This window comes from Nocardia sp. NBC_00403 (assembly GCF_036046055.1).
Taxonomy (GTDB): Bacteria; Actinomycetota; Actinomycetes; order Mycobacteriales; family Mycobacteriaceae; genus Nocardia.
This window is the reverse complement of sequence record NZ_CP107939.1, coordinates 3,427,022-3,453,990: the sequence shown is the minus strand read 5'-3', so window position 1 is coordinate 3,453,990 and position 26,969 is coordinate 3,427,022. Positions and strand designations below refer to the sequence as shown.

Here is a 26,969-nt window from a genome sequence, read left to right as displayed (position 1 = left end):
TGACGTACATGAACGCTCACAAAGCCATCCCCGCAACCCATTATCGGCGAAGCGGGCGTTCACAGGCGGGAGGTTCTGCGCGAGGCACGCGTCGCTCGCCGCCTGCACCCGACCCGATCTGGCAGACTTGACCCGTGACCGCTCCGCCCATTTGCCGTGACGCGGCCACTGGGGATTTGATGGCGCGCGGTCGGCTGCATCTGAATCGGACTCGCCACCGGAGCGATACTCGGCGGCATCACAGTCGCGCCGGCCACCATCGGTTGGATCATTTCGTTCGGTACGGCGTGGAACCAATCTGCTGCAGCAAGGTCGATCAATGGTCCGGTCTAGCTCGTTGGCCGACGAAGATCAATTCTCGATTATCGAGGAAAACACATGAGCAATTCTGATCCGGAAGAAAATGTGCTCAATTTTCTTTCACTTGACTTGCATCCGGGTATTCTCCGAGCAAATGTGATTGCGCGCAGGCTGGAATCGATCATCCGTGAGGCCGGAGAAGGTATCTCCAACAAACTCTACCGCAACACCCGCGATGCGGTGCTGCGCGGCGACTATAATTTTCTCACCGCCGACGATGACATTGCGCGCATGATCGGTGAATCGTGGCATACTGGGCGATCTGCCGAAAGTTTGCCGGCGCGGCTTCCAGATATCGGCGTACCAGAGGACCCGAAAGCACTCCACGAATTATGGTCCGGTCTGTCCCAATCGGAGAAAGCTGACCTGTATCACGCCGATCCGTTCATCGGGAATCGGGATGGCATTCCACAAGAGAAGCGTGACAAATATAATCGCAGCGCCCTGCAGACGCTATGGGAGCGCGCTCAGGAGGCGGGCGACTACCAACGCGCGGGAAACTACGATGAAATAATGAAGATGCTATACACTTCAGAGAGAGGGCAACCGCCGTTCTACCTGTCGTACATCGACGACGACTGGCGTTTCGCGTTCACGCTCGATAACCCGGATTTCGCCGACAACGCCGTGATCTTACTAAATCCTGCCGGGATCAAATATCCTGTCGGTTACGCCGATGAGACCATGCGACAGATACGGCAAGCGGCACTGTTGGTCGACCCAAGGGCGAAGACTTCGGTAACGCTATGGGGCGGGTATGACAATCCCCGTTCGATGGTGCAGTCGGTATTTCCCCAGTTCGCCGAAGACGGTGCCGCCATGGCGCGGCGCTACCATGAGGGGCTGCGGTTCACGCATGTGGGGCCGCCGTCGCACAACACCACCATCGGCCATTCATATGGGAGCGTTCTCGCTGGTCACGCCGCCGGTCACGGGGGCGCCCTGAACACCGACGAACTGGTCTTCATCGGTAGTTGGGGGACGGGAGTGCACAACGCTGGCGAGCTGAGTCTCACCAGCGTCACGCCCGAGAACACCGGCGACCATGTGTTCGCTACCATGGCTCCACGCGATTCTGTTCAGTTGATGCCGAAAACACACGGCCCACCCCCCACCGACCCCGGCTTCGGCGCCTCCGTTTTCAGTTCCGGTTCCGCCCCCGGTGAATACCGATGGAATCCGATGGACCATTTTGCGACCAACTACCTCGACTCCAGCAACCCAGCTGCGAGGAATATCGGGCTGATCATAACTGGACACGGGGACATGGTGACATGAACACCCAGCCCGGGTCGAGGTTGATCGTGTGAACGAAGAAGACGAGGACGGTTCTATGCGATCGGAAATAACCCAGTCGACAGCGCGAAAACAGTTGTATCGGTATTTCGTGCGAACGCTACGCGCACTCCCGGCGGAGCTGGCACTCTCACTCTTTCATCCCGAAATCCCGCAGGCGCAGCTCCATAACGGTGTTGCACTGCCCTGCGAGGACACCGACCAAGAATTTGATTCGGAGTTCTTCGATATCGCATATTGGGTTACCGGAACCACGCCCGACACCGTCGACGAGTACTTCGATCTGATCGTGCGGTCCTGGAACGAATTCGGATGGCCGACCAGAACGGATCGTAGTTCCCGGCCACGAGCGGCTTACACGCGTACTTCTGATCGCTTCGGGCTTTCCGTCCGGCAAAGTGTCGACGGCAGCTTGAGCATCTCCGGTTCGACCCCACCATTCGCTGCCGATTCGGCCGTAGGAAAGCCGCTTCCGCAGTTCATCGAACACCCGCTCGGCACACCAGCAGAAGCTGGGCCCGCAACGCCTTCAACGGAAACCGACAAGCACCGGTCGAACCCGTGGACCCGAAAAGATTCTCAATAGATCCGGATGCCGCACCAGCACCTGTGTCATTCGACTGAACCCTCGGCTGATCGTGGGCCTCGTCATGGACAGTGGGTGGGAGCTGCCAGGAGATTGAAGCGACCGACCAGCCAATCAAGCTGTTCGGAGCCGCCGACCAATCCGCTGACAACGTGGCTGCTTGTCGATCCGGGTAGGATTTCGGGCACGGCGGTCCCGGGCAGTCGGGTCGCGGCTCTCAGTGCGTCGAGGACCGCATGGCCCTGCGCCAGCCGGTTCATATAGTCGTGCACAGCCCCGGTCCCCAGACTCGCATAGTCGGTGACCGCCACCGCAATCCCCTTGGACAGCAGCAGCCCTGCATTGGCCGACTCGTAGCTCGCCATCACATCCAACGGCGGGGTGTAGTGCACAACCGAGGTGAACAGCTTCGACGGCGCGCACTGATCACCTTGCCCCTGAGTGCCGGGCGCGATCACTACCAGCGGGCCAGGCCCGGTACCCTGCCATGGCAGCAACGGATCCAAATACACCCCGGTCACTGCGTTCGGCGAGCCGTGAGTGTCTGTGCTGCGGTGCATGATTCGAGTCGCATGTGCAGGCAAGGGCACCGCCATCGGCTCCGCGCGCAGCACCTCCCCGCAGCGACCGCAAAGGCGAGGTGTAGAAATCCTCCGGCACCGCCCCCGCCGATCCGACACCCACAGCTGCGCACGCCACCGACCCCGCAACAACCACCGCCATCGCCCGCCACATCGACATACGCCGCACTGCGCATCCATGCCCTTCCTAGAGCCTGCCTTGCCCCACCACCCCGGTGTCAACGGCAGGGCGCAATGCACAGACCGCGCGTTCACCTGATGTGGCAGTCGGACCTGTCCGCTGACCGCGATCAGATACTCGATCCGCAGGAGGTAGCCGTCGATCGTGACCTTTCAGCATCGTCACGGTTGCCCCTACCGCGCAAGAAAATGCCAGCCGGCCCATGCCCACACGAGCACAGCGGCAATTCTCACCACCCGAGTGCGCGTGAGGTACGCGATCGTTTCACCCACGGGCGCGACCAGATCCCGGCGCACATGCGTGACCACGACCACGCCGAGCGTGACCACCAGCACCAGCACGAACCCGACGATGATGATCACCCGATCGCTCATCTCGACACCAGCCACCAGCCTGCACCCAGCCACACCAGCCATCCGGCGAACCGCAGAGGCCACTGCTCGAGTGCCGGATCCAGCAGCGTCGACAATGTCGGGTGCACGTCGCTCGGCCGCGTCCAATCCGATTGCCGCGCAAAGGCATACACCTCCCACACCGACGCCGTGACCAGCAGCGTCGACCACACGGTCACTCCGCGCCGCAGCCGGGTGGTGCGTGGAATCTGCACGGGCCGCACGCGGAAGGCCAGCACCGAAACCACGACCACCGGCACCACCACCAGCACGGTTGCCGACCAACTGAACGGTCGGGTGGCGGCCCCACCCGCCGCCAGCACAGCACCGACAGCCAGCAGCGGCATCCGCCGCCGGAATGGTCGCGCCGAGACCGCCGGTTCCCCTGTCACATGGGCAGAATAAGTCCCTGAGCACCGGATTCGGGCATGTATTGCTTTGCAGATCCGGCACGCTGCGGCTCTACCCACCCCAGCGCCCGAAAGCCCGCACCATCGGGACAAGTCGGCTGCGTGTCGACCACACCGGGCAACGGTCTCGTCGACCTGAAGTACGTCGAGCGAAGGCCCAAGCGTCCGGTCAGCGGCATATACGCCGAAGAAGGTCACCGACCACCGAGTGACATGGGTGCATTTCTCGAACGCCGGCCCGAAAGGCAGATTGCTGGAGATACGCTGATTGCATGGTGTCAGTGCCAGCGCCGATGCTGGCCGTCGAAGGGCAACCACCGGACACGGCTGGCTGGGCCATCGAGATGAAATGGGACGGCGCCCGCGCAATCGCGCTCTGTGAGAGCGGCCAGTGCCGCTTGTACAACAGGAATCGTCATGACGTCACCGACTCCTACCCAGAGCTAGCCTATGCGCTCGCCACTCTGTCCGGCAGTCGGCAGCTTGTCGTAGACGGCGAGATCGTCGCGCAAACCGCCTCCGGCACACCGTCATCCGGTTTGCTACAAGCGCGTATGCACGTCACTCGTCCCACCAACGAACTGATTCGCACGGTGCCAGTCCAGCTTTATCTCTTCGACCTATTGTCTGCCAACGGCGAGTCGACAATGGCGATGCCGTACCTCGCGCGCCGCCGCCGACTGGACGACCTCGAGCTCTCCGGACCTCTGGTCATGGTGCCACCGTTCTGGGTGGACCTGGAGGCCGACCGGGTGATGGCGATGGCTCGTGAGCATCACCGCGAAGGCATCATGTCCAAGCAGACCACCTCCATCTACCAGTCTGGGCGCCGATCACCGGCCTGGATCAAATCCCCATTCTGGAAGACCACCGAAGCCGTCATCGCCGGATGGATGCCAGGCACCAGGATGACCGCGGCAACATTCGGATCACTTGTCCTCGGCGCCTACGACAACGCCGGCCGGCTCGTCTACATCGGCAACGTCGGGACGGGATTCACCATGGCCACCCGCCGCCAACTGCGCACTGAGCTCGACTCGTTGACACAACCGAACAGCCCGTTCGACATCCAGCCACCCCCGGCCAGCATTGGTGCTGCACACTGGGTCCGGCCCCGACTGGTCGGTGATGTCGAATACCGAGAGTTCACCGGTGACGGGCTACACCACCCCAGCTGGCGCGGCCTCCGAACCGACAAGGATCCCGAGCAGATCCGTCTACCACTTTGACGTCATGCATTACCGAGCCATGCGCTTCAACTGTCGACGCGCCCCGCGCCGGCTTCGACTTCGGCGCAAGCGTCGCCGCATATGCCTGCGGAGCTCCCTGCACGGTGGCCGTCCCTCGTCCGAAGAAACGACCACCCGTCCTGACGCCGCGAACGAAGTATTCGCCGAATCTCTCGTCAAACAAATCCGTATTGCCCTGTTGGACCAATTCGACAGCAGCGGTGAATCCAATCGAGCGGATCCGGCAAGACCGCATCCTGTATGAAGCACTCACCGCCCGCCCGGACCCGCTGCACCTGTCGCTGGTCTTCGGCATCTCCCACAATGCCGCAACCCGCTACGCGGCCGCCGCCGCCGAGCACCTCCTCAGCGATGAACTCGAACAGCGAAAGCCCGTGGATCCCTGAAGAACTCACCGCCAATCCGGGGCCCGACGGCGCGAACCCACGTGGGCTACCCGTGAAATTCCTGCAGTCCGGCCGAACCCACGGCGGACGTACCGTTAACGATCGTGTCACCCAGTGCATGAAGCTCTGTTTGGCCAGGTAGCCTCCGCGATCACTATTTCTGTCCGCTCGCGCGTACGCGCGTCACCGCACTGGGTCGGCTAGCTGTACTGACCATGGACGTTGGTGACGGCGTGGCGAGCTGACATGGCGAAGACCTCCGAGTGAAGTGCGAGCTGTCTAGGAACGCATTCACCTGTCGGAGGTCTTCGTGTCTCACCGTAATGCCCCGCTCACGGAGTTGGGCCGGTTGCGTCTTGCTCGTTGTGTCGTCGATGAAGGTTGGCCGCTCCGCCGGGCGGCCGAACGGTTCCAGGTCTCGGCCACCACCGCGTCGAGGTGGGCGGGTCGCTATCGCCTGCAGGGCCCGGCGGGCATGGTCGATCGGTCCTCGCGACCACATCACAGCCCGCGCCGGACACCGACTCGCACCGAACGCCGCATCATCAAAGTTCGTGTGCTGCGCCGATGGGGACCGGCCCGCATCGCCTACCTACTGGGCTTGCATCCCTCGACGGTGCACCGGGTCCTGACCCGCTACCGGCTGGCACGGCTGCGCTGGCTCGACCGCGCCACCAGCCAACCGGTACGCCGCTATGAACACGATGCCCCGGGCGATCTGATCCACATCGACGTCAAGAAACTCGGCAAGATCCCCGACGGCGGTGGCTGGCGCAAGCTCGGCCGTTCCGCTGGCAACCGAAATTCCCAGGCGCACAAGCTAACCAGGGTCAACAATGTTCACGGCAACCCGATGCACGGCTACCACTACCTGCACACTGCCCTCGATGATCATTCCCGGCTGGCCTATACCGAACTCCTCGGTGACGAGCGCAAGGAAACCGCCGCCGCGTTCTGGGCACGCGCCAACGCCTGGTTCACCGCCAACGGCATCATCACCCGAAAGGTGTTGACCGACAACGGGTCCTGCTACCGATCCCGCACCTTCGCCGAGGCCCTAGGGCCGGTGGTCCACAAACGCACCCGTCCCTACCGGCCCCAAACCAACGGCAAGGTCGAACGCTTCCACCGCACCCTGGCCGACGAGTGGGCCTATGCGCGGCTCTACCGCAGCGATGTTGAACGATGCGCAGCCTTCACCACCTGGCTCCACACCTACAATCACCACCGCGGCCACACCGCACTCGCAGGCCACCCGCCCGCTAGCCGCGTTACTAACCTCTCAGGTCAGTACAGCTAGCTCGCCGGTTTCCAGCAGGGTCTTGAGGTCGGCGAGCACGCGCGGCCAGCCGCAGCTGATGCTCTCCAGTACCTTGCTGCCCGGCATGAAGCCGTCGTGGACGACGGTGAGTTTCACCAGGCCCCCGGATTCCTCCAGCTGGAAGGCCACCTTCGATGAACGTGCCGTCGCCACGCTCGTACTCGAAACCGGTGTACCGGTCGAAGCTCTTTTGCCGTGCCTCTGCGGGAATCGTTGCACGCTCACGGTATTGGAGGTCGATCGTGACGCGGGCACCGTCCATCGCCAGGATGCACTTGTCGCCGCCCGTCTGGCGCTCCCACACGAATTCGACGCGATGGTTGCTCTGGAGGTCGGGAACCGCCACGCAGGGCGAGCCCATACGGGTGAGGGCGGTGACCACGGTGTCAGGTGAGGTGCCCTGTTTCGGTTGCCGCGCAACGTTGGCCATCATGCTGCGCACCAACGCCTCCGGCGGAGAACAAGTTTGCGCGCTGAGCGGTGTCGAGACGGACAAGGTTGCCAGAACAGACTTCTCGTAGGAGATGAAAAAGTCGCAGCCGCTTTCCCCCAGTTCGGCGCGTTCTTTCGGTGACAGGCCGTTATACCGGTCGGTACGGTATATGCGCCTACCGTCGATCTCCACGAAGTTCCCAGAGGTGAAGGACTCGGGATCGAGCCATGCGGGACCGATGTTCCACATCACGTCGACACCACCCCGCTCAGGTCCACCGTCGATGACTGCCTCACAGACCGAAGGGATCGCCCAGACTCCGACCAGGAGATCGCGTCCTAGCGACTGCAGCGACTGCCGGTCGATCAACGCACAGGGATCGATGGTCCGGCTCCAGGCGATTACTTCCTGACGCGACTGCGGCACGCTGACGGTTTTCGGTGGCGCCGCTTCCTGCGACGACGGTTGGCTCTGGCACGCTGCCGTGGCGATCAACAGCGCACCGACCAGCGCCACCCGACGATTCACGGAACGAATCTCCTTCGGCTGATCGAATGCCGCGTCACGGTATCAGCAATCCAAGATCACCGACGTCTCGACGAGAACAGCAGGGTAGTCGCGGGTGGGTGGATTGTGTTGGCCAACAAGGGGTATCACGGTGTCGATGAACCTCACCGCTCACCGCGATCACCGACTTCAGCATCGCCCGCTGGATCAACCCGACCCCGCTGACGCTCGCCTATTCCTCGAAAATACAGCAGAGCATCAGGAGCCGATTGATACGGGCATCGTGCACAGAAAAGTAGTTGGTCCCCGCCCGGCCGAAGGGCTTGACCATATCGAAGCCAGGGCTTGAATCGCTGCGAAAATGAACATCCACCTTGGCGATCATGGTTGCGAGACCAGCAAGTGGGAGAAAATCCAATCCGCGCCGACTCATAAACTTCGCGCTGGCGCCGACTTCTTTCCCGACAAGTGTACCCAACCCATCCTGGCGCAATTCTCGGATACGACCTAGGCTACCCAAACGGGTCTTCCGGGAATCGACATATCCGACACTTCTACCGTCCGCGTCGTATGCGGAGCGAGAGTTGATTGAACCGGCCCGATAATCGAGATTCGGCCCGGTGTACACACCCAGGTCGCAATCCAGATCATCACCCCAGACCAATGATGACAACTTGTCGCGTCGGTGAATTCGAGCCACGGGCCTACCAGATCCGGGCACCAAGACGTCAAAAGTGGTGTCGCGGACTCCAAGTCTGGCGACCACTTTGAACTCGGAAATATTTTCCAGCACCTTCTACCCCGTCGCCGAAGGCAGCATCGTCATCCGGCCGACGCCAAGCAGCGGCGTCCACGCATCGTTCTTTTCGAACGCAAACCCGCGCTGTTCGACATCCTGGACCACGCTGCCGATACTTACGCTAGTGGTTAAGCCCTCGATGGAATGCTTCGCTTCATCCCAAATCTTTGCGGCTTCCGCCTCGATCAATTGATAAGTCTGGTATATCGTCGCCACGATACCGACCACCAACTTGACTTTCTCGTATATCTTGACCATTCGCCAGGCAGTCCATGCTGCGGCCACAATATCGGCGAGCGGGTCTTCAGGGCCTCCGCCGACGGCGATGATTGCCGCGTCGCCGGCAATCATTTTCAGAGCTTCTTCAGCCAGCGCCTTGATGGCAGTACTGATGGCGCGATCGATCGCGGATACGACGACCCTCACCAGATTTACAATTGCCTCATAACCTGCTTTATAAGCATTTGCAACCACCTTTGCTCCATCCCCTATGCCACCGATGCCACTAGTCCAGCGGAACATGTACGAGTCGAATGCCTTGCCTGTCTCGCCTTGCCATTCACCACCTAGCTTCCAGGATCCCTTGCGCAATGTCGCCGCGACGGTGTAGCACGCGTCTCCCAGCGTGTCATATGCGTCGTGCAGATACATGAGGCGATCCCAGTCGCCGGCCAAGGGCTTGAACATTTTATCTATGAGACTGTCCCCGGTCACCATCTTATACGCCTTGTCCGCGATCCATAGATGATTACCACCCATTACCGCTGACCATTTTCCACCGACGCCCTTAGCCTTGAGTGGACTCCGGTACTCCACCAGATGCCCGAGCAGGCCCTTGTTGATCGAGTCCGGCTTCTCGGGTGCCTTCAGCGTGACACTCTCGTCATTGAAGTTGCCTAGTGACGACGCTCCCGGTATCGCGGATATATCCGGAAAAGAAGAGATGTCATCGGGAAAGAGCTTCGCAATATCAGCGGCTCTGGCCCTATCCTGGGCGCCGAATCGATCGTCGACAATGGTGATCTTCCCTTGGATTGTCCCCATACCGGCCTGGCATTGTTTCAGTTTTTCCGCGAAGAAATCCGCAGGCTCATGCACATGTGGCTTCAAGAGCGATAACAGGCCATCCAAGCCTTCGGATTCCATGCACTCCTTGCCGGCCCAGTCGATCATCGGCGCGAAGTGCTCGGCCTGTTCGGCCAGCAATGTGTTGAAGGCCGTGAAGTCCTCGGTCGGCGGCACGTTCAGTACATCGGCCACGTAGCCTCTCCCAATCTTGTTGCAGGACAAAACATGCTATCCGACCGCGCCCAATCCCCAAGGGGCAGTGCGCAAGACTCCGCAGGCCAGAGCTACCATCGACGGCAACAGATACGGGTGCGGGAGTGTGACGTGGACGAGTTCAACCCCCAGGCTCTGCTGGCCGAGATCGATCGGCGTGAGGCCGAACTGAAAGAGGCAAACAGACAACTGTCCTCTATCTCCGCCACAGCACAATCCCAGGACGGCTTGGTCGAAGTCGTGGTCAGTGCGACCGGAGCGGTGAAGACAGTGCGCCTCGCTCCAGAAGTCTTTCGCCGTAGCAGTCCGCAATACCTCGCTGGCTCGCTGGTAGCGGCCATCCAGCAAGCCACCCGCAATGTAGCTCCGTCCAGAAAACAGGCGATGGCGCCGAGCGCCGCGATCCGCAGAGACTTCTCGGACCTGGCGGAGGCGATCCCGGAACTGTCGCCCGCAACCCTGATTCCTGCAGCACGTCCTGAGGCCCTCCGTGCGGAGGTCGGCGGCTACGGGACCTCGAACGACCGGACGGTCCGAGCAACGGTGAATGCGATGGGAATCGTTACCGCCATTGATATTTCGCCGAGCGTCTTTCGTGGAAGCACCGTCACGCGGTTGGAGACTGCGATCGTTCAGGCGACGCAAAGAGCGGCGCGTGCACTGTTCGAATCCCGATCCGATGCACTGGAGCCAGACCTTCGAGAATCCGAGACGGCGCCGCAGGCCCCCGATCTGGATGCGCTCTACCCGGTTCCCGCCGCAGTCGAACCTCCTGCGCCCCCGACACATACGTTCACGCCCGAACCACCACAGCCCCGGCCCGCTCCTGCGGGTCCCACTGGCCACGTCATTCCAGGAACACGCAAGCCTAATCGGGATGCGCTATACACCCCGCATGATCTAGATGACGAGGACGACTACTACCAGCACCGCCGACAGAACGGGTGGTTGATCTGACCACCGAGAAGGGGTTTCTGGGCCTGGACCGTCATCGTCACCGCCCCCGCTCGATCTGCTCATGGCCCGGATTCTAGATCGAAACCTCTCCAGAAAAACAAAAACCCGCTGATCAGCGTGTGTTCGTGGGGCGGGTGGGGCTCGAACCCACGACCAATGGATTATGAGATCAAACACTGCGAACAGTGTGCTGACCAGCACAAACAGTGCTCATTAACGAACAAAAACCCAAAGTACATTCCTGTTGGCACGTTCGACGCACAGAGGTCGGGCTCCCGCTCCCCTTGGTTTGTCACCGACTAGTGCCAGAGGCTGCGGCGGCCGACCCTTCGCTCCAAGGTCAGCGCTGCTCGCACTACACCGGTTGCGTCCAGTCCTCATGGCTGCACCTCGGTAGGCATCAACGGCCCAGGGTCACCACTCGGCAACTCCGGCAGGTGAGCGTAAGGGGGAATCCAGTTCCTACCCTCGCCCGGAAGGTTGGCACCTCGGATTCCGAGATCAGCACGTGCGCAGGTGTAGAAGTCATTTCGAAGGGAGCCCAGGAGCCGATACTGGTCCAGGAAGGACTCCTGACTCGGAGTCTCCTCGAGCACCATGAAGCCGAAATCGTATACGGCCATGTGCCAGCACCGAGCAGCGGCAATGGTTTCCGGGGAGCCGAGAAGCAGTACTTGCTCCCACTTCACAGTCCGTTCAGCCTCGGCACCAGCGAGGGCATTGGGTGCAAGCGGTTCGTCCGCCGGCGTGGTGAGATTGGGCAGCCCCCTCTCCGCTGCGTGGCGAAACAGAACCTCTAACTTAGATTTCACCGAATTGCCATACTCGCTATACGCGACTAGGCGTTTGTCGTCCCAGCGTGTATCGATGGTTCGTCGCCACTTGGTCCGCTCAACGTAGGTCGTAGCCGCGAACGTAGCACCCGCCCCCAACAGGACCCCAGCGAGCGTAATCAACTGTTGCAGTATGGGTCCCATAGCAAGATTGTGGGTTCACCCGACCTATCACGCAAGACGCCTTGCCCCGACAGGGCCTCTGCGCCAAGCCCCGTGACATTCGATATCTCCAAAGTCGAAGGCAGCCCTGCCCGAACTCCCACATGAACGCGCTGCCGGTCGATAGCGAGCCACAGATTATGAGGTCAATCGCTGTCGGCGGTGTGCGTACCAGCAAAAACCTGCATGCCACAAAGCATTTCGCCGTAATCTATTGGTCTACTACGGTCCTGGCGGATCCGCAACGACACGGTCTGGAACCACCGTGTCACGCGTGCCCGTCAACAACTGAACGACCAGGCCGCCACATAGCGGTAGCGGTCTTCAGCCTTTGGACAAGTGCCCCACTCGGTTTCCAAGTGGGGCACTTGTCCGACAACACGCCCTACCGCCGACCTGACCGCCGAAATTACCTGAGATGTGAACCCGCATCAGCAGCCAAAGCGGCGACCTGCCTGCTCGTTTCTTGCCTCGCCCCAGAGGGAAGGGGTCGCCGTAGTACTCGCCGAAAATCGGGCGGATATCGGAGTGACCGCAGCTGAGGGTGCCATCGGTCGTGACGCCGGGTCCAAAGAAGCCCCGCCGATAGATCACCCATACCAGGAGATATGCCGAACTTCGCTGGATTCTCGGCGATTACTCCCGGAACCCCGATTTCTCGCAGATCTCCTCAACCCCTGACCAGTTGGCCGCTATTTCACCTGCCCATGATCACGGCTGGCCGGCGGCGAACGCCTGTACGGCGTCGAGGAACTCCGGGCCGCCCATGACGTATCCGCCAACGGTTCCACCGATCAGCGCACCCACGGGGATGCTGATCCCCCAAATCAAGGGCATACACGCACCGAGGAGACCGCCCACGAGGGCACCGCCGACGACGCCAGGCAGGTTCTTGTTGATCTGCTCCTTGAGCCGCTCGTAGGAGTTGATGTCGTTCAGTTGCGCAATATCTTCCGCCGTCGGGGTCGGTGTCACCGCCGCGCCGTCGCCGGACTCGAGCACCACCGCACCGTTCTGCGCGATCTCGAACTTGCCATTCTCGACGGTGGGGATAGTGACCCTGTCGACTGGCGAAACGGTGATCTGGTAGTTGATTCCGTGATCCACAACGGAAGTCGTGTCCCCCGCACTCACCGCAGTCGACTGCGCCGTTACGGCCAGCTCTGCATGGGCGGTTGCCGCACTGATACCCACGGCCGAGATGGCCATGAAAACGGCAGCAGTGATTTTCTCGAACTTCATTCTTCGAATCCCTCCACTCAACTGCCCCTGATGGGCGGACCGAGTCAGACCTTAGGCGGTAAGGACTTCGGCTCCGTCAGGCTGGCCGGAGGACGCGCTGTAGCGTCACGCCAGACCCCTTAACGTGAACTATGTTAGCGAACATTATTCACATTCCGGCTCGGGTGGTGACAACTATGTTCGCGAACAGAGTTGTGGCATTCTGACGGCATGACCGAGGAAGCCGACCACGGCGCCGCGATCCGCGCCGCGCGGGAGCACTACGACAAGGCGCGCGCGGAACTCTTCGCGAAGATCCGCGCCGCCCTACTGGACGACGTCGGCCCGTCCGCCATCGCCCGCGACAGCGGATTCACCCGCGAGTACGTCGCCAAGATCCGTGACGGCAAAGGCCCGAAGGGCGTATAGACGGTGAGCACCAGCGAATCCCAGTGGCCCGACCACGGTCTATGTCTCAGCGAGTTCGAAGCGAAGCTTCGAACCAGGTTGTCGCTCCAGGAAGTGCAGGTCTCGGGCACTCCCAACCAGTTCGTTGTGATTGCGGTCGGCGAGGTGTTCGCGGGCATGAGCCGCGTGCAACGCCAGCTGGCGGTGCAGACAGCGCTGGCGGAGTACATCTGCGATGGAGATGTTTGCGCTGTAGCGGTACAGGCTTACTCACCGACCGAGTGGGCGGAGCTCAGCTCGCCACCATCGTGAGTCGTCGATTCTCACGCACAGTCCCATCAGTGCCCCGCGAACCGACTCGGACTCCGGCGGTTCCCCGGTCCGCCGATTCGTCCGGCAGAAACACAAAAACCCGCCGGTCAGCGGGTGTTTGCGGGGCGGGTGGGGCTCGAACCCACGACCAATGGAGGCGACGGCGAGAGCGACGTTGCGCGACGCCCGGACGATGAGGACGGTCTTGGCGCTCAGTCCCGGACCGTCGGCGCGAGGATCTGCTCGCACCACTCGCGGAAACTCGTCGGGCTCGCGGTTGTATCGGTGCGCGGCACGCCGTCGTCGAGGCCGTCGTTCTTGGCGCGCATCATGTCGACGTAGGCGGTCGCGATCGCGTCCCCGACGCCTCGCGCGGTCAGTGCGGCGCGGAAGTCGTCGAGAGACTGCCGCTGGTAACGGATGCGGCGACCGAGCACCTCGGACATGGTTTGCGCCATGTCGTTCGGCGACAGGTCCTCCGGCCCCAGCACCGCTACCTCGCCCGTTCCCGTCCAGGAGCGGTCGAGCACCAGGCGAGCGGCCGCCGCGGCGATATCGCGGGTGGCGACCGTCGGCGCCTTCCGGTCGGCGGCCACGGTGCCGGTGAACACGCCGTCGTCTCGGATCGAAACCGCCTGCCACAGCAGGTTGTCCATGAAAGTCGGGTTCGCCAGTGCCCGATAGGCCACACCCGTACTCGCGATGAGACTGTCCATCGCCAGCGATGCCGTCACGTGCCCGGCGCGACCCGCGACGGGAGTACCGCGCCCGAGCGCCGAGACGCCCACGACGTGCCCGACGTCGTGGGTGGTGAACGCCTTCGCGGCGGCGCGCGTGAATCCGGAAAACGCGGCGTCCAGGCTCGGCGCGTAGTGGTCGGGCGGGATCAGCCAGAAGACCGCATCCGCGCCGGCGAAGGCCCGGTCCACGATATCGGCATCGCCGTGCGATCCGGTGACGATATCGACACGGGGGCGGATCGCCTCCGGGAGTTTACCCGGGTCGCGCACAATGACGCGCAATTCTTCACTGCAAGTGGATGTTTCGAGCAGGATGTCCAGCACTCGGCTGCCGATGTGACCGGTGGGTGAGGTGATAACGATCATGCTTCGAGTCTGGTGACGGTTCGTCGCGGCGTCCAAGACCCTTTCCGCAGATTGATACCGTGAAGGTATGGATCTGGATCTGCGCAAGCTCCGATACTTCGCCACGGTGGCAGAGCACCGGCACTTCGGCCGGGCGGCGGAAAAGCTCTACATCGCCCAGCCCGTGCTGAGCCGTCAGATCAAGGCTTTCGAGCAGGAATTGGATTGCGCACTGCTCCTGCGAACCACCCGCAAGGTGGAGCTGACTGCCGCCGGGAAGCAGCTCTACGAGGAGGCGCAGGGGATTCTCGCGGCCGTCGACGCGGCGGTGCGGCGCGTACACGATGTCGACCGCGGCGTGCGACGGCTGGTGGTCGCCTTCGCACCCGGATTGCGTGTATCGGAGGCGATCCGGGAATTCGCGATGCGTCACCCGGAGATCGAAACCGATGTCGTCCCGGCGCGCTGGTGGGAGCCGGACGCGCCGCTGCGGGACGGCCGAGCTCAGATCGGTTACCTGCGAAGACCTTTCGACGAATCCGGATTGCGCACCATCCCCGTCGGCCATGAACCCCGAGTGGCCTGCATGCCCGCGACCCATCCGCTGGCGTCGCGCCGGGAACTCACCCTGGCCGATCTCGACGGCGAGCGGATGCTCGACTCCCGGAACAGGCGGACGTCGTCACTGGAAGAAAAGTTCGAGCTCATCGCCTCCGGGCACGGCCTGGTACTCGCCCCCCTGAGTGTGGCGCGTGCCTACGTCCGCCCCGACCTCGTCCACCGACCTGTCACCGACGCCCCCGGGGCTGAGACATGCCTGGTCGTCGCATCGGACCACCCCGACAAGCTCCTGCGCGAATTTCTCGACATCGCCGCCACGACACTGCGGCACTGAATCGGCGACTGGAAAAGAGGCGTCTCATGCTGCCCGGCTGGGCGGCGGCACGGCTGCGAGCCCGACGCATCTTCTGCACCACGGGCCAGAAGACCGCGGACTCCTCTCCAGGCGTGGCACGCTGCTTGATCCGTGCAACTAGCGCAAGCAGGTGCTGCGCGCACTGAACCACATCGGTGTCATCGACATACCCACGAACCCGCATGTTGCAGGCAAGACTGTGGGAACGCGGTTATCGGAGGACGAGGACGGCGGGCAATCGGATGTCGCCGTCGCAGCAGCGCAGCTGGCAACAGGCTGTCGGGAGCTCGAGCACGCTCCAATGATGCTGAGCCACAGATCAAATCGCAATGCTCGTCCCCCAGGCACCCCACGGATCAATCGTCTCTGGCAACGTCGTCATCGGTACGGCGACCGACCACTGCCACCAATCTCATGAGACAGCACACCTAGCGTCGCCGGGGGCTTAGAAGATGTGCCATCGCTGTTGTTGGTCGCCGCTGCGCAGGGAGTCGACGCGGTGGGCGAACTCCTGAGCGTGTCGCGGGCTGACGTCGATGATCTGCATGAGCCAGGTGACCATGGTGAGTTCTCGGACAGCGCATAGGACGGGATACCCGGGGATGCCGGTGACGTCGTAGCCGTAGGTGTCGGCGAATGCCTGATAGGTGGTGCGGGGCAGACCGAATCGGTCGACGGTCATGGCGACGGTGGTCAGGTCCCACTCCCGGGGACCACGGGCGACGGCTTCGAAGTCCGACAGTATCGGGCCCGAAGGAGTGGGAATGACGTTGTTTATGTGCGCGTCTCCGTGGATCACCGTGTGCGGGCTGGTGAGTTCCAGTTCCGCATAACGAGTTCGGAGTGTGTAGTAGAGCTCGGTGAGGAACTCGACCGCGGCGGGGTCAGCGTTCCCGGGATTGGCCAACCGAGTCGGCACGGCGCTGAACGGGTCGAATGTCGGTAGCGGAAACCCGGGTTCGGGCAGGGTGTGAAAGTCACGAAGCAGGGCAGCCAGCTCGACCTCGGTCGGTTCGCCGGCGATGTCGACCAGCTGCCAGAACGTGATCAGGCGGCCGTCGGCGGGGATGAGCTGTTCGAATTGTTCGGCTACCCGGACGGCTGGGAAGTCGTGTCGGGCGAGCCACCGTGCGACGGCCAGTTCCTTCTCCACGCGCGCCCGGCGTTGCTCGCTGCGGGCGATGCGGGCGACGACGTCGGCGTGAGGGAGCGCGTAGATGGCGTTCTCGCCCATCCGGATCAGCCGTGCGTTGTCGGTGGCTACACCGAGGCGGGTACCGGCTAGTTCGAGGGCGTGGCGGGCTGTGGTATCGGAGAAGGGGGCGTCGAAGTCGACGGTCATCTGCGCGAGTCTAACTCGGTTGGGGTGGTTGGGTATTGGGTTCGTAGCCGAGTGCGGCGCGTCGTTCGGCGATCAGTCTCTGCCATCGGGCTACCACGGTGTCGGGTCCGTCGATCCAGTTCGCGCGCCGCAGGTCCGGGTCGGGTTCGGTGCCGTCGAAGAAGTGGGTGATTTCGACGAGGTATGCGTATTCGCCGCAATCGACACTGAGTTGGAGCTGATCGCGGGCTACGTAGAGTTGGTCGTTTTCTGCGCGTAGAGCGTGGTGGAAGCAGCGGGCGAACCGGATGTATGCGAGCGCGGACCCGAGACCGGCCTCGGCGGCGTCGCGTTCGAGCTCTCTGGCGCGGGCGGGCACGTGTGCGTCCGAGCCCGCGTCTCGCAGCAGGCGGGCGGTACGGACCTGTGTTTCCGACCAGTTCTGCTTGACGTTCTCGAGCAGACTGCGGGCCAGCTCGATCTGCTGGTCGGCACGAGTGCGGTCACCGAGTGCCGCGGCGAACGCGAGCCCGGCCTGGGCGAGCGCAGCATGTCCGGGGTTGTGGTCGGCGAGTGCCAGTTCGCGTGCGGTGCCGTAGGTGGAGCATGACAGCGTGAGATCGCCTTGTGTCCACCACAGGTGGCCGAGTGCCCGGTAGTAATGCGTGTCGTGGTCGAGTGCCTCGATGGTGTCGAGGGCGGTCGGGAAGTCTCCCAGGTGTCGGGCGATGTGGGCGAGTCCGCGGCGCGCTTCGCCGGCCATCGGACTGCGCCCGGCCGCGACATGGCCCATGTGCTCCACCGAGGCTTCGTAGCGTCCGAGATGGCGCAGGCTTTCACCCAGGAAATAGTGCGCGATATCTTCGGCAGATTCCGGCAAGACACCGAGGCTCAGAACGGCTTCGAGTTCGTCGGCAGTGTCTTGCCGGTGTGCGCGTTGCCCCCGGGACACGGAATGCAGGACCCGAGCCAACGCGACTGCGGCGCAAGGAGTGTCGGGCTCGTCGTCGGTTCGAGTGCGGGGATCTGGGATGTCGATGGGTTCCCAGACCGACTCGATCACGTACCGCCACGCGGCGTCGACGATCCAGCCTGGTTCGAGTTGGAAGTCGCAGGCGATCCGTAGTCCCTGTGTCAGACAGGCCATCAGCTGGCGTCGATGTTGGTAGCCGCCCGGCGCGGGCATCTGGGTGCCTACCGCGTCGAGGGTGCGTTGCGCCGCGCGGCGCCAGTCGCTCGGCGACCAGCGGTCTTCGCTGGTTGCGTCGGCTTCGCGGACCGCGGACCTGATCAGATCGTGCAGCCGATACGGCCACGGCGCGGCGGGATCGTTACCGACGAACGGTCTTTCGACGAGGTTGAGCGCAGAGGCGTCGCTGTCCAGTCCGGCCGCGGCGGTGGCCAGGTCGACGGTGAACGAGTCCAGCAGGGTGACCGTCCGCAGGACCGTGCGTTCTTTTGGGGTCAGGTCCCGCACGATCCGGGCGACCAATGCAGGAAAGTCATGATCGAATTCATCTGGTCCCGGCACGGTGCCGGTGCGGTTGAGGATGTCGAGGAACCGCATCACGGCCAGGTCGAGGAACAGCGGCAGACCGTAAGAGCGAGAAGCGATCTCGGACCGCACCTCTGGCGGGATAACCGGTTCGTCGTTGCGGGTCAGCCGGGTGCGCAGATAGAGCTCCCGGTCGTCGTCGGACAAGAAGCCGACCAGATGCTGGCGGGGATCCGCTGACGCCGCCGATGCGAGCTGCGGCCACGGGAACGGTCCGGCTTGGTCGAGTTGCCCCTCCAGCGAGGGGTCGTCCCACTGCAGCCGGTTGCGGCCGGTGACGATGAACAGGGCGTTGGGCATAAGCCACACCATCCGTTGGAACAGCCGCTCGAGATCTCGGTGACTGCGGTCCCCGACCTCTTCGAACGTGTCCAACAGGACCACCAGCACACCAGAGCGATCGACCGGCACCTGCGCCAAATCCCAGGCGAGCAGATGCGGGAAATAGCTCAGAGTCTCCGCATCCTGATCGGCTTCCAACAGGTCGGCCAACCTTGTGCAGCGCGCCAAGGCCCGCACGGCACTGCGACGCTGCCGCAACGCCCGCACAATTTCGCGCACCGCAGTGGTCGCGGCCACCCCGGCCACGGTCGGCAACGTCAACGCCTGAACGACATCCTCAGCGACCGCACGCATCTGCTCCCGAAGATCGGTCACCTCACCTGCCCGGCGCAGAAATCCGTTGCGGCGCAGATATCCCTCCAACGGCTCACCAGGATGATTGACCTCCCAATACCGCCGCAACGCAAGATCGAACGCCCGCATCGGATGCCCAACCCGCGCCACCGCCAACCGCATGGCCAGGATGACATCTTCGAACTGGACTCCGCCCTGCCGCGACAGATCGATCCGGATCGGCAGCACTCGGCCGACCTCCGCAGGTACCGGCCCCCATTCCGAGCCCACGGACTCCGAACCAGTCGTCAGGTGCGTTTCCAGCCGCTTGGACAGAGTGGTTTTCCCGATGCCGCCCACACCGTAGAAGACGAGCACATTGCGGCGCGGAGTGGCGAAATCCTCCACACTGAAGCCCGGCGCTCGCACCGCGGCCCAGTGCGCCAGCAGACTGTCGGTCGTCGCCAGCCACTCATCATGGCGATTGGCGAAAACGTCCTGCGCGTCCACGCCGTCGCGTCCCGGGCTGAACAGCGAGCGCAGATCTGATCGCGGTGACACCGTGAACCCCCTGACACGAGTGCTTACAGGACCGCCTGGGCGGCCTCACTGCATTGTAAGATGCACATCCATCGCAGGACAACGAATCCTATAGTGTACGAACAATTTTGGCGGCACCGTTGCATGCACCTGTCCTGGTCAGCAGTGGTTTCGCCTTCCACTTCCGCCGACCCCATCCCCCGGTTTCCCCGAAGAAGCACTACCAAGACAGGCTGGCTGAATTCTGTCAAGCCAGTACCCCGAGCTCATGTACGCCAGCGACCAGTTCGGAGACCACGTCCAAGGTGCGTTGGCCTCGGTCGCGGTTGCTGGTGGGGTCGCCGATGATGGGGCGCCATTCGGGGAATTGGTCGCGGTCCCAGGCGAGGGTGAGTTCGCGGACGCGGTCGATGCGGATGGTGTAGGTGTCGTCGCCGGGTGCGGTGGCGCCGATGCGGTCGCCGAGGAACCAGTGCCCGGTCTCTCCGATGACGTAGGGTGCCGGCGTGGAGCCGAGCGATTCCGATATCAAGGCACAGCTGCTCATCTCACCACCCGAGCGTTGGCAGCAGCTGTGGTCCGCGGTGGACGAGCTGCTCGCCGAGCAGCCCGTGGGAAATCCGCACCCAGAACGCCGACGGTTCTCTGTGCATGCCCTACGCCGTCTACAGCGCCGCCGTGGGTCACGTCCAGCACGCGTTGTACGAAGCGGACGCGATCGTGAGGTTCGATTGGACGAATTGGGACGGTATCCGGCGATATCGAGGCGGCCAGGGTCTGGCCGACGCGTCGGTCGCCGACACCTGCCGAATGCTGACCGCGATAACACGGGCCGAGCGATTTAGCGACGGAACGATCGGGCACGCACTCGACGACGGCACGTTCCAGGCAGCCCTGCTGCGCCTACGCAGGTGGTACGACGGCATAGCGACGATCCACGCCGAGCACATCCACGCGCCACCAGGCCAGTCGTGGGTCTCGCGACGCATCAACGCGTTCCGCCGGTTCCAGGCGGTGCTACGAGAGTGAGATAACGGTTCACGTCGATGCCCACACATGCCGCGACTCGCGCGTCTCGAAGCGGCCAGACGCCACATCCGAAGATCAACGGCCCGAGGTCATCTCGGACCGTTTGGTGTCGGCGGAACGTCCGCGCCCGCCGAATGCCAGCAACGCCAGGATTCCACCTCACGCCTAGAACTGTCTGCTGGGTAGACGAATTCGGAGCCTGCACACAGATGCGCTCGGTACACACCCACACCTCAGGCGGACGAGGTCGGGACAGGTCCGGTAGAGGTTATGGGATGAGTTTCAGACTGGCGGCGTACGCCGTATGCATCGAGCAGGGACAGGTTCTGCTCGCCTGCCACGTTCCACCGAGTGGCGAAACCAGCTGGACTCTTCCGGGTGGTGGGGTCGAGCACGCGGAGGATCCGTTCGATGCGGTGACCCGGGAGCTCGCATCGGCGCGCTTGCCGACCGCTGGCGAACCAGAATCGAACGATCGAACCTATCGTCGAATACCAAGCGCCGGTATGGCGAAATCCTCGATCTGCACATCGTGCCGGAACTCGGCAAACTCACCATCGGCGAAGCCACCAGCGCCATCTTGGAAGGCTTCCTCGACGATCTCGGAGAACGGATCGGAAAACCCACCGCGAAGCCGGCGAAGACATGCCTATCCGGAATGTGGACCATCGCAAGCCGGTACGGGGCAGCACCGGGGAATATCGTCAAACTGCTGGCACCGATCACTGTGGATGACAAGCCTGTCGTCGCGTGGTCGGCTACCGAAGTCCTCCGCATTCGCGCGGCAATGCGTCAGGACGAGCAAGCCGTTCGGACCGCAATAGCCGACCTCCTGGACACCCTGCTCGGCACCGGCGGCCGGATCGGTGAAGCACTGGCGCTCAAGTGGAAGCATCTCGACCTCGATGGCCCCAAACCCAGTGTTCTGATCGAGGGCACCGTCGTGCGGCTGCGCGGTGGCGGAATGTTCATCCAGCCTCATCCAAAAGGCGGTCCCAACGGCAAGCGACGACTATTCCTGCACAACTGGACCGTACTGAAGCTGGCAGCTCGGCGTGCCCGCGTGGCGCACGACCCGGAGGACTTGGTCTTCCCATCGGCGCGCGGCACCCTGCGAGATCCACGCAACGCGCGCAAGCAACTCGAGCGGATCCTCACAAGGCTCGGATTCACCGAAATCCCGCAGAACCCCCACACCGCCCGCAAGACCGTCGGCACACAGCTGGCCGAAGACGCCGACGGCAGCCAGTCCGACATCTCCATCGCCGCAGCTCAGCTTGGCAACACCGAGGCAATCACGCGTCGCCACTACATCCAGCGAACTCACGTCGGACCTGACGCTCGCGAGCGCTTCGACGCCTTCGCCCTCCCCAACGAAAATGAAGAATAAACAGAGAGTTGGCCCCAAATAGGCATGCTTCCACACTCCCCTGGCTCGCTGACCTGGGGGTTTGTGGGGCGGGTGGGGCTCGAACCCACGACCGATGGATTATGAGATCAAACTCTCCAAACAGTGTCCTGACCTGGCAATACGCTGGTCAACCGGGACCATAACAACAAAATACATTGCTGTCGTATCGCGTCCCGATGATCTTGATTGCTCACCCGCACACACCAGGGATCAACAACGTACGCCACAGCGACACTGCCAAATCCGCCTCTTCTGAATCAAATGCGCTCCAGCGGCGCTATGCGCCGCCGGAGCGCATTTTTGATCCTGATCGCGTGTTCTGGCATCCGCTTCAGCGACGTGGCAACACGCAGACTGTCCGAGTCTGGCCGCGTTTTCGTTCACCCGACAGTGCTGGGTAGTCCACCGTCCCCGACTTGCTCTCCTGCAACCCGCTCACGAATCCGCCGGCATCGTTCGTGGGGCCTTACCGTCGTCGCTTGGATCTTCGAGATCTTCAGCGTCGGAATACAGCTCCGCGTACCTACTCGAACGAGGATTGACGCCGTGCTTTCGAGCAAGGGCATCGAGCATCACGTCTGGGTCCCAATCCACAAACTCCCCTGACGGCCGATTGCGGAGGTTGTTCCACGAGTAGCGGACACGCGCGCCCTCCTGAGTCGCTGCCTCGATCTCCTCGCCCAACTCCCGCATCTGGTCTGCGAGCAGTTCGATATCGACGACCGTTATCTGACGCACTCTGTCGTTACGCCGCAACCTGCTGTGGGCGACGTAGAAGACCCGATCATCGGCCGGACTGCTCCGGGGCCGCGGCTCGTAATCGTCCAGGAACTTTAACCGCCAGTCACCATGAACGAGGTGATTACGCTGCTCGCTGAGGGTCTTCGCCCCCTCAAGCGCAGCCTTAAACCGCTCGATGTTCTGGAGAGCGAATTCATCAGTGTCCTCGAGCTCAGACAGCATCGCCTTCCCGGACTGGATGAGCCAATCGACGGACTGGCCAGCGAACAAGATCCAGGCGTCCTCGCTCACAGCCAGCCAATGGACGAAGTTTCGAAGGCACCCTTCCATGAAGCTGCTGTTGACAACCAGCCTGCCCAACGCAGGGTAGACATCATCGAACTCTGGCGAGTTCGCCGCCAAATTCATGGATGCAACCATGCACCATGACCACCAGCGTGCGCATCCAAATATCGATTCGGGCGGGCCGTAGAAGGAAAGCTGCCACAGCCGATGATGCTGCCGGAAGGAACTGTCGTGGGTAGCTGGCGTAACTGACCGTTCCGGTCCCGTCCGGGCTGCCGATCGGCATGTTGTAAATCGTTCGGTTTTTCGACACTCCGCCAGTTCGGGGCGGTGCGGTCCGGAAGCCCAGGTCGGCCGAAGCCGCCGACTGTCGATAAAACGTGTCGAAAAGTATTGGTGTCCAACAATTCTTGTCGGCCCTTTCTCGTACAGTCCGTGGCATGGCCACGCCGACACACGATCTCGACATCCCTGCACCGCTCACTCTCGACGGCGACGCCCTCGATCCGATCGGCGGCGGCGGCGCGCTTATCGGCTACGGCCGCGTCTCCACCAAGGACCAGAACCTCGACCGCCAGATCCATGCGCTCACCGCGGCGGGATGCCAGAAGATCTACACCGACAAGAAGAGCGGCAAGGACACCGAACGTGTCGGTCCAAGAGTTCCTGGATGTCATCAACCGGACTTGGGTGCATGGTCTCCGGCGACGACTCGGCTGAGCAGTTGCGCCACGATGTGCCGCGGTACGCCTGGACGCACTGCTGACCGACTTGGATTACTGGCACGAGGAACTGGCCGCCCCTTGATGGCTGCGGGTGCGCGTGGAAATCGTCCCCGGCCGCGCATTAGGGTTTGACCGCATGGCAGTCCCCTCCCGCCCCACTGTAAGCCTGGCGATCGTAAGCCTGGCGGTCATACTCGGTGTGGCCGTTGAGATTCCGATGCTCGCGACCCTGGCCTTCGCGGCCATCGGCCACCCCGAGTGCGCGACCATACCGGAAGACGTGGGCCCCTGCGGATACTGGGCCCGAGTGGCGTATTACGGGCCGTTCATCATGCCGTGGGGAAGAACGGTCGTCCTCGCAGGCCTCGGAGTAGCGGTGTGGCTGGTTGGCGTCGTCGTACTTGGTCTCTTCGCAGCGCTACGCCCTCGCCGCGAGTAGTACATCCGGGCACCGGCTCAGTGGACCAGATCCCTGATCGGCCCTCAATCTACTCGTTCAGGTGAGGGCGCCTCGCCGCGATCAGCTTGCGATCCTCATCATCCAGGTAGAAGAACCGATCCAACTCCGCCCGCGACAACACACCGAAACGGCCGTACCCGGCCACACCCTCATCATGCACAGCCCGCCATGCAACCACCGCACCGCCCGACCCGCCACCCGAATCCATCGAATCAAGCCGGGCTAGAACGGCATTCAGCCAGCCAGACCGGATCACCCGGGCATCCTAAGCGCCGGATTTCTCAAATCTGGACCCCACGGGCCGGATTGAATTCGATTGGACCAGTGGCGATCTGGCCTATCGTGATGCCGATGGATATCGATGCCCCGCGAGTGGCACGTGAGCAGCTGCACTACGCGATGGTTGCCAACTCGGTACCGATGACCCTCGAGATGCGGTTGCAGCTGGGCCTGCTCGCCGCACAGGTCGGCTGGCCGAGCGCCTACCACCGCGAACCAACGGCACGCTGCAGCCCGGGAGCATCGCCGAAGAGGACAAGTTTGTGTGGGACGAGGTCACGGTACAGCGGTTCATAGGCAATCTCGGCCCAACCGGCCTACAGGCGATTCGAGCATTGGTCGCTGCCGGGGGGCACTGCGACACCGGACCAACTCAAACGAGCTATCGGTGCCAAGAACCTGGGAGGAATGACCTCGAACATGCGCCGCGCCGGCCACCACACAACCGACAGGGTGCCGCGGCCGTCACTGGTCGAGTCGCGGCATGAGGGCAATTCGCAGGCCGAGCCGATTCGGGAATACCGCCTCGCCGCAGGAACTCTGCCACTGGTCATCGCGGCTTTGGAACAGCTCGGCGACTGACCGGGACGCGGGACTGGCAGAGGACCGTATTCAAGTGGTCTGTATTCCGCTGCAGGGACTGGGGGTGTACCCCCCAGAACGGCAGGCCCGGCAGCGGGGTCCGAATATTTCTCTTGGCGGCGGGTACTCGGCGGTCGTCCGGTTTCCGGCCCGGTCCGTGACTAGCCGAAGGTCTCGTAGCCTCGATCATGAACGACGGGAAAGATTTGCTCGATCGAATCGATCCACGCGTCGATCGATTCCGGTGATCGCCGGGCAGCCTCGACCAGCACCTCGATGGCCCTGAGCTTGTCCGCGCCGACGTGTTCCTGGAGGTTCTGTTCGGTCACCTCGCAGTAGGTCATGTGGAGCTGCCAGACGAACCGCATCAGGTAGCGGCATTCGTCCTGGTTCCGGTCGTCTGCCAGTCGTTTCTCAATTACCCGCTGGGTCCGCCGGCGCTGGGCATCATCGCGGAATCGGCCGCGGAGATCAGTGAGGCTCACTGCCGGACGGTAACAAGGCAAACAGTTAGCGAACAAAAGAAATAGATGGCTGGCGCCGCCGAAAGAGCTATCGGCATTGATCAGTGACCATCGGGGTCGCCGTAGTATCGGCCGAATTTTGGGCGGATATGGCATAGCGCGCTGGTACAAGCCGGTTTTCGTGTTGGTGCTGCATACACCCCGGCGCCACGAACCACAACCTCCACCGCGCCGACCATCATCATCGGCAGCCAAGCCAAGCACCAAACACACTGCCCCATAGCCCAAAACGACGGACCACTCCTGACCAGGGCTATGCCATATCCGTTGTTTTTTCGGCGATTACTACCGGAACCCCTAGTCGTCGCGGCGCGTCATCGGGGTGTTCCGCCGTGCACGCGAGGAGGATCGCGGAACATGACAACCGCTGACAGCAGCACTCGGGCGCGACGGCGCGAGGACCCACACACCTTTGAGGTCCTCGGGCGGGTCATGACCCTGCTATGCGATAACCCTGGTCCGCTGGCCGACTGCCTTGCGCCTCTTCTGTGGCCCCTTCTGACCGGCGGCGGGTATGCGCTGTCTTGGTGTGGCGTCACGCCCACCGAGAGCGAGGTCGCGGAATACCTCCTCGACGCCGCGGCCGACGACGACATGACCAGGGTCCTGCGACCCGGCGACGTGCGGTTCAGAGAAGGTCTCTCCTGCACGATCGTCGATGTTCGGGGCGTGCAGTTCCAGCTGCGCCCCGCGCCCATGGTTAGGCCCGAGACCTATACGGCGCTGGGCGAGTACTGGCGTATCGGCGAGCTGGCGCTTCCCCGCAGATGAGTTCGGGTGCGCGGCAACGGCGACCTATCGGAAAGGAGGAGTAGTTGGCACACGACAGGGACGTTCGGCGCACGACATACAGAACGCGACCAAGGTCGACACTCCACACGTAACCCCCTCTGGCGCTTATGGACGGATGGCCCGAGGTGTTGAGAATCGTTCTTGGCGTCGGAGAAACCTGTCGCAATGCCAGTCTCGGGTAGCTATTTGCACTAGACCGTGCAGGATGGTGCATCGTGACGAGTGGGGATTCGAATGCGGGCGACGTTAACTCGCCAGATGACCGACAGCCTGATGGTGTGCGTCTGCTTGGCTGGCTGTGACAGCCTGATTTGGCCCCGGCGTGACGGTCTGATGTGGCCCCATTTGCGGCGCGCCGGGTGGGTTGTGACGGTTTGATTTGGCCCCACCCCCAAGCTCGTTTTCGACATGGTCGTTTTCGAGCTGGTGGAAG

The 26,969-nt window shown here is 62.7% G+C and carries 29 protein-coding genes and 1 pseudogene; 16 read left to right on the top strand and 14 right to left on the bottom strand.

Annotated features, from left to right (window positions below):
* The first annotated feature begins 378 nt into the window (after nucleotides 1-378).
* Both OHQ90_RS15130 and OHQ90_RS15125 read left to right on the top strand, forming a co-directional pair.
* Complete coding sequence (locus tag OHQ90_RS15130) at nucleotides 379-1,638, top strand: alpha/beta hydrolase (protein ID WP_328411037.1); 1,260 nt, start codon at nucleotides 379-381, stop codon at nucleotides 1,636-1,638.
* A gap of 28 nt (nucleotides 1,639-1,666) precedes the next feature.
* A complete protein-coding gene (locus tag OHQ90_RS15125) occupies nucleotides 1,667-2,242 on the top strand; it encodes a hypothetical protein (protein WP_328411035.1) in 576 nt (191 codons plus the stop codon).
* Between the two features lie 62 nt (nucleotides 2,243-2,304).
* Here OHQ90_RS15125 and OHQ90_RS15120 read toward each other — a convergent pair whose 3' ends face one another.
* The 3 genes from OHQ90_RS15120 to OHQ90_RS15110 all read right to left on the bottom strand — a co-directional run bounded on the left by OHQ90_RS15120 (nucleotide 2,305) and on the right by OHQ90_RS15110 (nucleotide 3,788).
* Complete coding sequence (locus tag OHQ90_RS15120; protein WP_328411033.1) at nucleotides 2,305-2,802, bottom strand: hypothetical protein; 498 nt, start codon at nucleotides 2,800-2,802, stop codon at nucleotides 2,305-2,307.
* A gap of 375 nt (nucleotides 2,803-3,177) precedes the next feature.
* Nucleotides 3,178-3,366 carry a DUF6186 family protein gene (locus OHQ90_RS15115; protein ID WP_328411031.1) on the bottom strand — a complete coding sequence of 63 codons (189 nt, stop codon included), beginning with the start codon at nucleotides 3,364-3,366 and terminating at the stop codon, nucleotides 3,178-3,180.
* Between the two features lie 8 nt (nucleotides 3,367-3,374).
* A complete protein-coding gene (locus OHQ90_RS15110) occupies nucleotides 3,375-3,788 on the bottom strand; it encodes a hypothetical protein (RefSeq protein ID WP_328411030.1) in 414 nt (137 codons plus the stop codon).
* Nucleotides 3,789-4,078: 290 nt separating this feature from the next.
* Here OHQ90_RS15110 and ligD point away from each other — a divergent pair, with 290 nt between their 5' ends.
* From ligD to OHQ90_RS15095, 3 genes are all read left to right on the top strand, one after another.
* Nucleotides 4,079-5,035, top strand: coding sequence for a non-homologous end-joining DNA ligase (gene ligD / locus OHQ90_RS15105; protein WP_328411028.1), 957 nt, complete (start codon nucleotides 4,079-4,081; stop codon nucleotides 5,033-5,035).
* Between the two features lie 221 nt (nucleotides 5,036-5,256).
* Nucleotides 5,257-5,442, top strand: a complete 186-nt coding sequence (locus OHQ90_RS15100; RefSeq protein WP_328411026.1) for a hypothetical protein — start codon at nucleotides 5,257-5,259, stop codon at nucleotides 5,440-5,442.
* A 310-nt stretch (nucleotides 5,443-5,752) separates the two neighbouring features.
* A complete protein-coding gene (locus OHQ90_RS15095) occupies nucleotides 5,753-6,742 on the top strand; it encodes an IS481 family transposase (RefSeq protein WP_328399578.1) in 990 nt (329 codons plus the stop codon).
* Here the strand turns inward: OHQ90_RS15095 and OHQ90_RS15090 are convergent.
* The 3 genes from OHQ90_RS15090 to OHQ90_RS15080 form a co-directional block, all read right to left on the bottom strand.
* On the bottom strand, nucleotides 6,725-6,859 hold the full coding sequence (locus tag OHQ90_RS15090; RefSeq protein ID WP_328412845.1) for a hypothetical protein: 135 nt from the start codon (nucleotides 6,857-6,859) through the stop codon (nucleotides 6,725-6,727). The genes OHQ90_RS15095 and OHQ90_RS15090 overlap by 18 nt on opposite strands.
* Nucleotides 6,860-7,935: 1,076 nt before the next feature.
* Nucleotides 7,936-8,496 (bottom strand): hypothetical protein, encoded by a 561-nt coding sequence (locus OHQ90_RS15085; RefSeq protein WP_328411024.1) that lies wholly within the window; start codon nucleotides 8,494-8,496, stop codon nucleotides 7,936-7,938.
* 3 nt (nucleotides 8,497-8,499) lie between these two features.
* Nucleotides 8,500-9,762, bottom strand: a complete 1,263-nt coding sequence (locus OHQ90_RS15080; RefSeq protein WP_328411023.1) for a hypothetical protein — start codon at nucleotides 9,760-9,762, stop codon at nucleotides 8,500-8,502.
* A 132-nt stretch (nucleotides 9,763-9,894) separates the two neighbouring features.
* Here OHQ90_RS15080 and OHQ90_RS15075 point away from each other — a divergent pair, with 132 nt between their 5' ends.
* Entirely contained in the window at nucleotides 9,895-10,740 is an 846-nt protein-coding gene (locus OHQ90_RS15075) for a YbaB/EbfC family nucleoid-associated protein (protein WP_328411022.1), read from the top strand.
* A 1,706-nt stretch (nucleotides 10,741-12,446) separates the two neighbouring features.
* Here OHQ90_RS15075 and OHQ90_RS15070 read toward each other — a convergent pair.
* Nucleotides 12,447-12,977: a hypothetical protein gene (locus tag OHQ90_RS15070; RefSeq protein ID WP_328411021.1), complete on the bottom strand. Its 531-nt coding sequence runs from the start codon at nucleotides 12,975-12,977 to the stop codon at nucleotides 12,447-12,449.
* A 210-nt stretch (nucleotides 12,978-13,187) separates the two neighbouring features.
* Here OHQ90_RS15070 and OHQ90_RS15065 point away from each other — a divergent pair, with 210 nt between their 5' ends.
* Nucleotides 13,188-13,385 carry a hypothetical protein gene (locus OHQ90_RS15065; protein ID WP_328411019.1) on the top strand — a complete coding sequence of 66 codons (198 nt, stop codon included), beginning with the start codon at nucleotides 13,188-13,190 and terminating at the stop codon, nucleotides 13,383-13,385.
* 156 nt (nucleotides 13,386-13,541) lie between these two features.
* Nucleotides 13,542-13,676 carry a hypothetical protein gene (locus OHQ90_RS39420; RefSeq protein WP_442941467.1) on the top strand — a complete coding sequence of 45 codons (135 nt, stop codon included), beginning with the start codon at nucleotides 13,542-13,544 and terminating at the stop codon, nucleotides 13,674-13,676.
* 212 nt (nucleotides 13,677-13,888) lie between these two features.
* On the opposite strand, the gene OHQ90_RS15060 is transcribed toward OHQ90_RS39420, so the two are convergent.
* Nucleotides 13,889-14,782, bottom strand: coding sequence for an NAD(P)H-binding protein (locus tag OHQ90_RS15060; protein ID WP_328411017.1), 894 nt, complete (start codon nucleotides 14,780-14,782; stop codon nucleotides 13,889-13,891).
* A gap of 67 nt (nucleotides 14,783-14,849) precedes the next feature.
* Between OHQ90_RS15060 and OHQ90_RS15055 the strand changes: the two genes are divergently transcribed.
* Entirely contained in the window at nucleotides 14,850-15,656 is an 807-nt protein-coding gene (locus OHQ90_RS15055) for a LysR family transcriptional regulator (RefSeq protein ID WP_328411016.1), read from the top strand.
* Between the two features lie 466 nt (nucleotides 15,657-16,122).
* Here OHQ90_RS15055 and OHQ90_RS15050 read toward each other — a convergent pair whose 3' ends face one another.
* From OHQ90_RS15050 to OHQ90_RS15040, 3 genes are all read right to left on the bottom strand, one after another.
* Nucleotides 16,123-17,019 carry a phosphotransferase family protein gene (locus tag OHQ90_RS15050; protein ID WP_328411015.1) on the bottom strand — a complete coding sequence of 299 codons (897 nt, stop codon included), beginning with the start codon at nucleotides 17,017-17,019 and terminating at the stop codon, nucleotides 16,123-16,125.
* A gap of 10 nt (nucleotides 17,020-17,029) precedes the next feature.
* Nucleotides 17,030-19,729 (bottom strand): hypothetical protein, encoded by a 2,700-nt coding sequence (locus OHQ90_RS15045; protein WP_328411013.1) that lies wholly within the window; start codon nucleotides 19,727-19,729, stop codon nucleotides 17,030-17,032.
* Between the two features lie 226 nt (nucleotides 19,730-19,955).
* Nucleotides 19,956-20,255, bottom strand: coding sequence for a Gp37-like protein (locus tag OHQ90_RS15040; RefSeq protein WP_328411012.1), 300 nt, complete (start codon nucleotides 20,253-20,255; stop codon nucleotides 19,956-19,958).
* A gap of 104 nt (nucleotides 20,256-20,359) precedes the next feature.
* On the opposite strand from OHQ90_RS15040, the gene OHQ90_RS15035 reads away from it, so the two are divergent.
* The 3 genes and pseudogenes from OHQ90_RS15035 to OHQ90_RS15025 all read left to right on the top strand — a co-directional run bounded on the left by OHQ90_RS15035 (nucleotide 20,360) and on the right by OHQ90_RS15025 (nucleotide 22,127).
* Nucleotides 20,360-20,737, top strand: coding sequence for a DUF6508 domain-containing protein (locus OHQ90_RS15035; RefSeq protein WP_328411010.1), 378 nt, complete (start codon nucleotides 20,360-20,362; stop codon nucleotides 20,735-20,737).
* Between the two features lie 17 nt (nucleotides 20,738-20,754).
* Nucleotides 20,755-21,159 (top strand): annotated as a pseudogene (locus OHQ90_RS15030) (NUDIX domain-containing protein); the annotation flags it as partial.
* A 110-nt stretch (nucleotides 21,160-21,269) separates the two neighbouring features.
* Entirely contained in the window at nucleotides 21,270-22,127 is an 858-nt protein-coding gene (locus OHQ90_RS15025; RefSeq protein ID WP_328411008.1) for a tyrosine-type recombinase/integrase, read from the top strand.
* A gap of 456 nt (nucleotides 22,128-22,583) precedes the next feature.
* Here OHQ90_RS15025 and OHQ90_RS15020 read toward each other — a convergent pair whose 3' ends face one another.
* Entirely contained in the window at nucleotides 22,584-23,297 is a 714-nt protein-coding gene (locus tag OHQ90_RS15020; protein ID WP_328411007.1) for a hypothetical protein, read from the bottom strand.
* Between the two features lie 317 nt (nucleotides 23,298-23,614).
* Between OHQ90_RS15020 and OHQ90_RS39415 the strand changes: the two genes are divergently transcribed.
* Both OHQ90_RS39415 and OHQ90_RS15010 read left to right on the top strand, forming a co-directional pair.
* Nucleotides 23,615-24,031 (top strand): recombinase family protein, encoded by a 417-nt coding sequence (locus OHQ90_RS39415; protein WP_442941401.1) that lies wholly within the window; start codon nucleotides 23,615-23,617, stop codon nucleotides 24,029-24,031.
* A gap of 4 nt (nucleotides 24,032-24,035) precedes the next feature.
* A complete protein-coding gene (locus OHQ90_RS15010; RefSeq protein ID WP_328411005.1) occupies nucleotides 24,036-24,338 on the top strand; it encodes a hypothetical protein in 303 nt (100 codons plus the stop codon).
* A 49-nt stretch (nucleotides 24,339-24,387) separates the two neighbouring features.
* On the opposite strand, the gene OHQ90_RS15005 is transcribed toward OHQ90_RS15010, so the two are convergent.
* The gene (locus OHQ90_RS15005) at nucleotides 24,388-24,519 is read right to left on the bottom strand and encodes a hypothetical protein (protein WP_328411004.1); all 132 of its coding nucleotides are present in this window, start codon (nucleotides 24,517-24,519) and stop codon (nucleotides 24,388-24,390) included.
* 527 nt (nucleotides 24,520-25,046) lie between these two features.
* Here OHQ90_RS15005 and OHQ90_RS15000 point away from each other — a divergent pair.
* A complete protein-coding gene (locus tag OHQ90_RS15000) occupies nucleotides 25,047-25,220 on the top strand; it encodes a hypothetical protein (protein WP_328411002.1) in 174 nt (57 codons plus the stop codon).
* Nucleotides 25,221-25,381: 161 nt separating this feature from the next.
* Here OHQ90_RS15000 and OHQ90_RS14995 read toward each other — a convergent pair whose 3' ends face one another.
* Complete coding sequence (locus OHQ90_RS14995) at nucleotides 25,382-25,939, bottom strand: hypothetical protein (protein WP_328411001.1); 558 nt, start codon at nucleotides 25,937-25,939, stop codon at nucleotides 25,382-25,384.
* A gap of 162 nt (nucleotides 25,940-26,101) precedes the next feature.
* On the opposite strand from OHQ90_RS14995, the gene OHQ90_RS14990 reads away from it, so the two are divergent.
* Nucleotides 26,102-26,515, top strand: a complete 414-nt coding sequence (locus OHQ90_RS14990) for a hypothetical protein (protein WP_328410999.1) — start codon at nucleotides 26,102-26,104, stop codon at nucleotides 26,513-26,515.
* The last annotated feature ends 454 nt before the right edge of the window (nucleotides 26,516-26,969 follow it).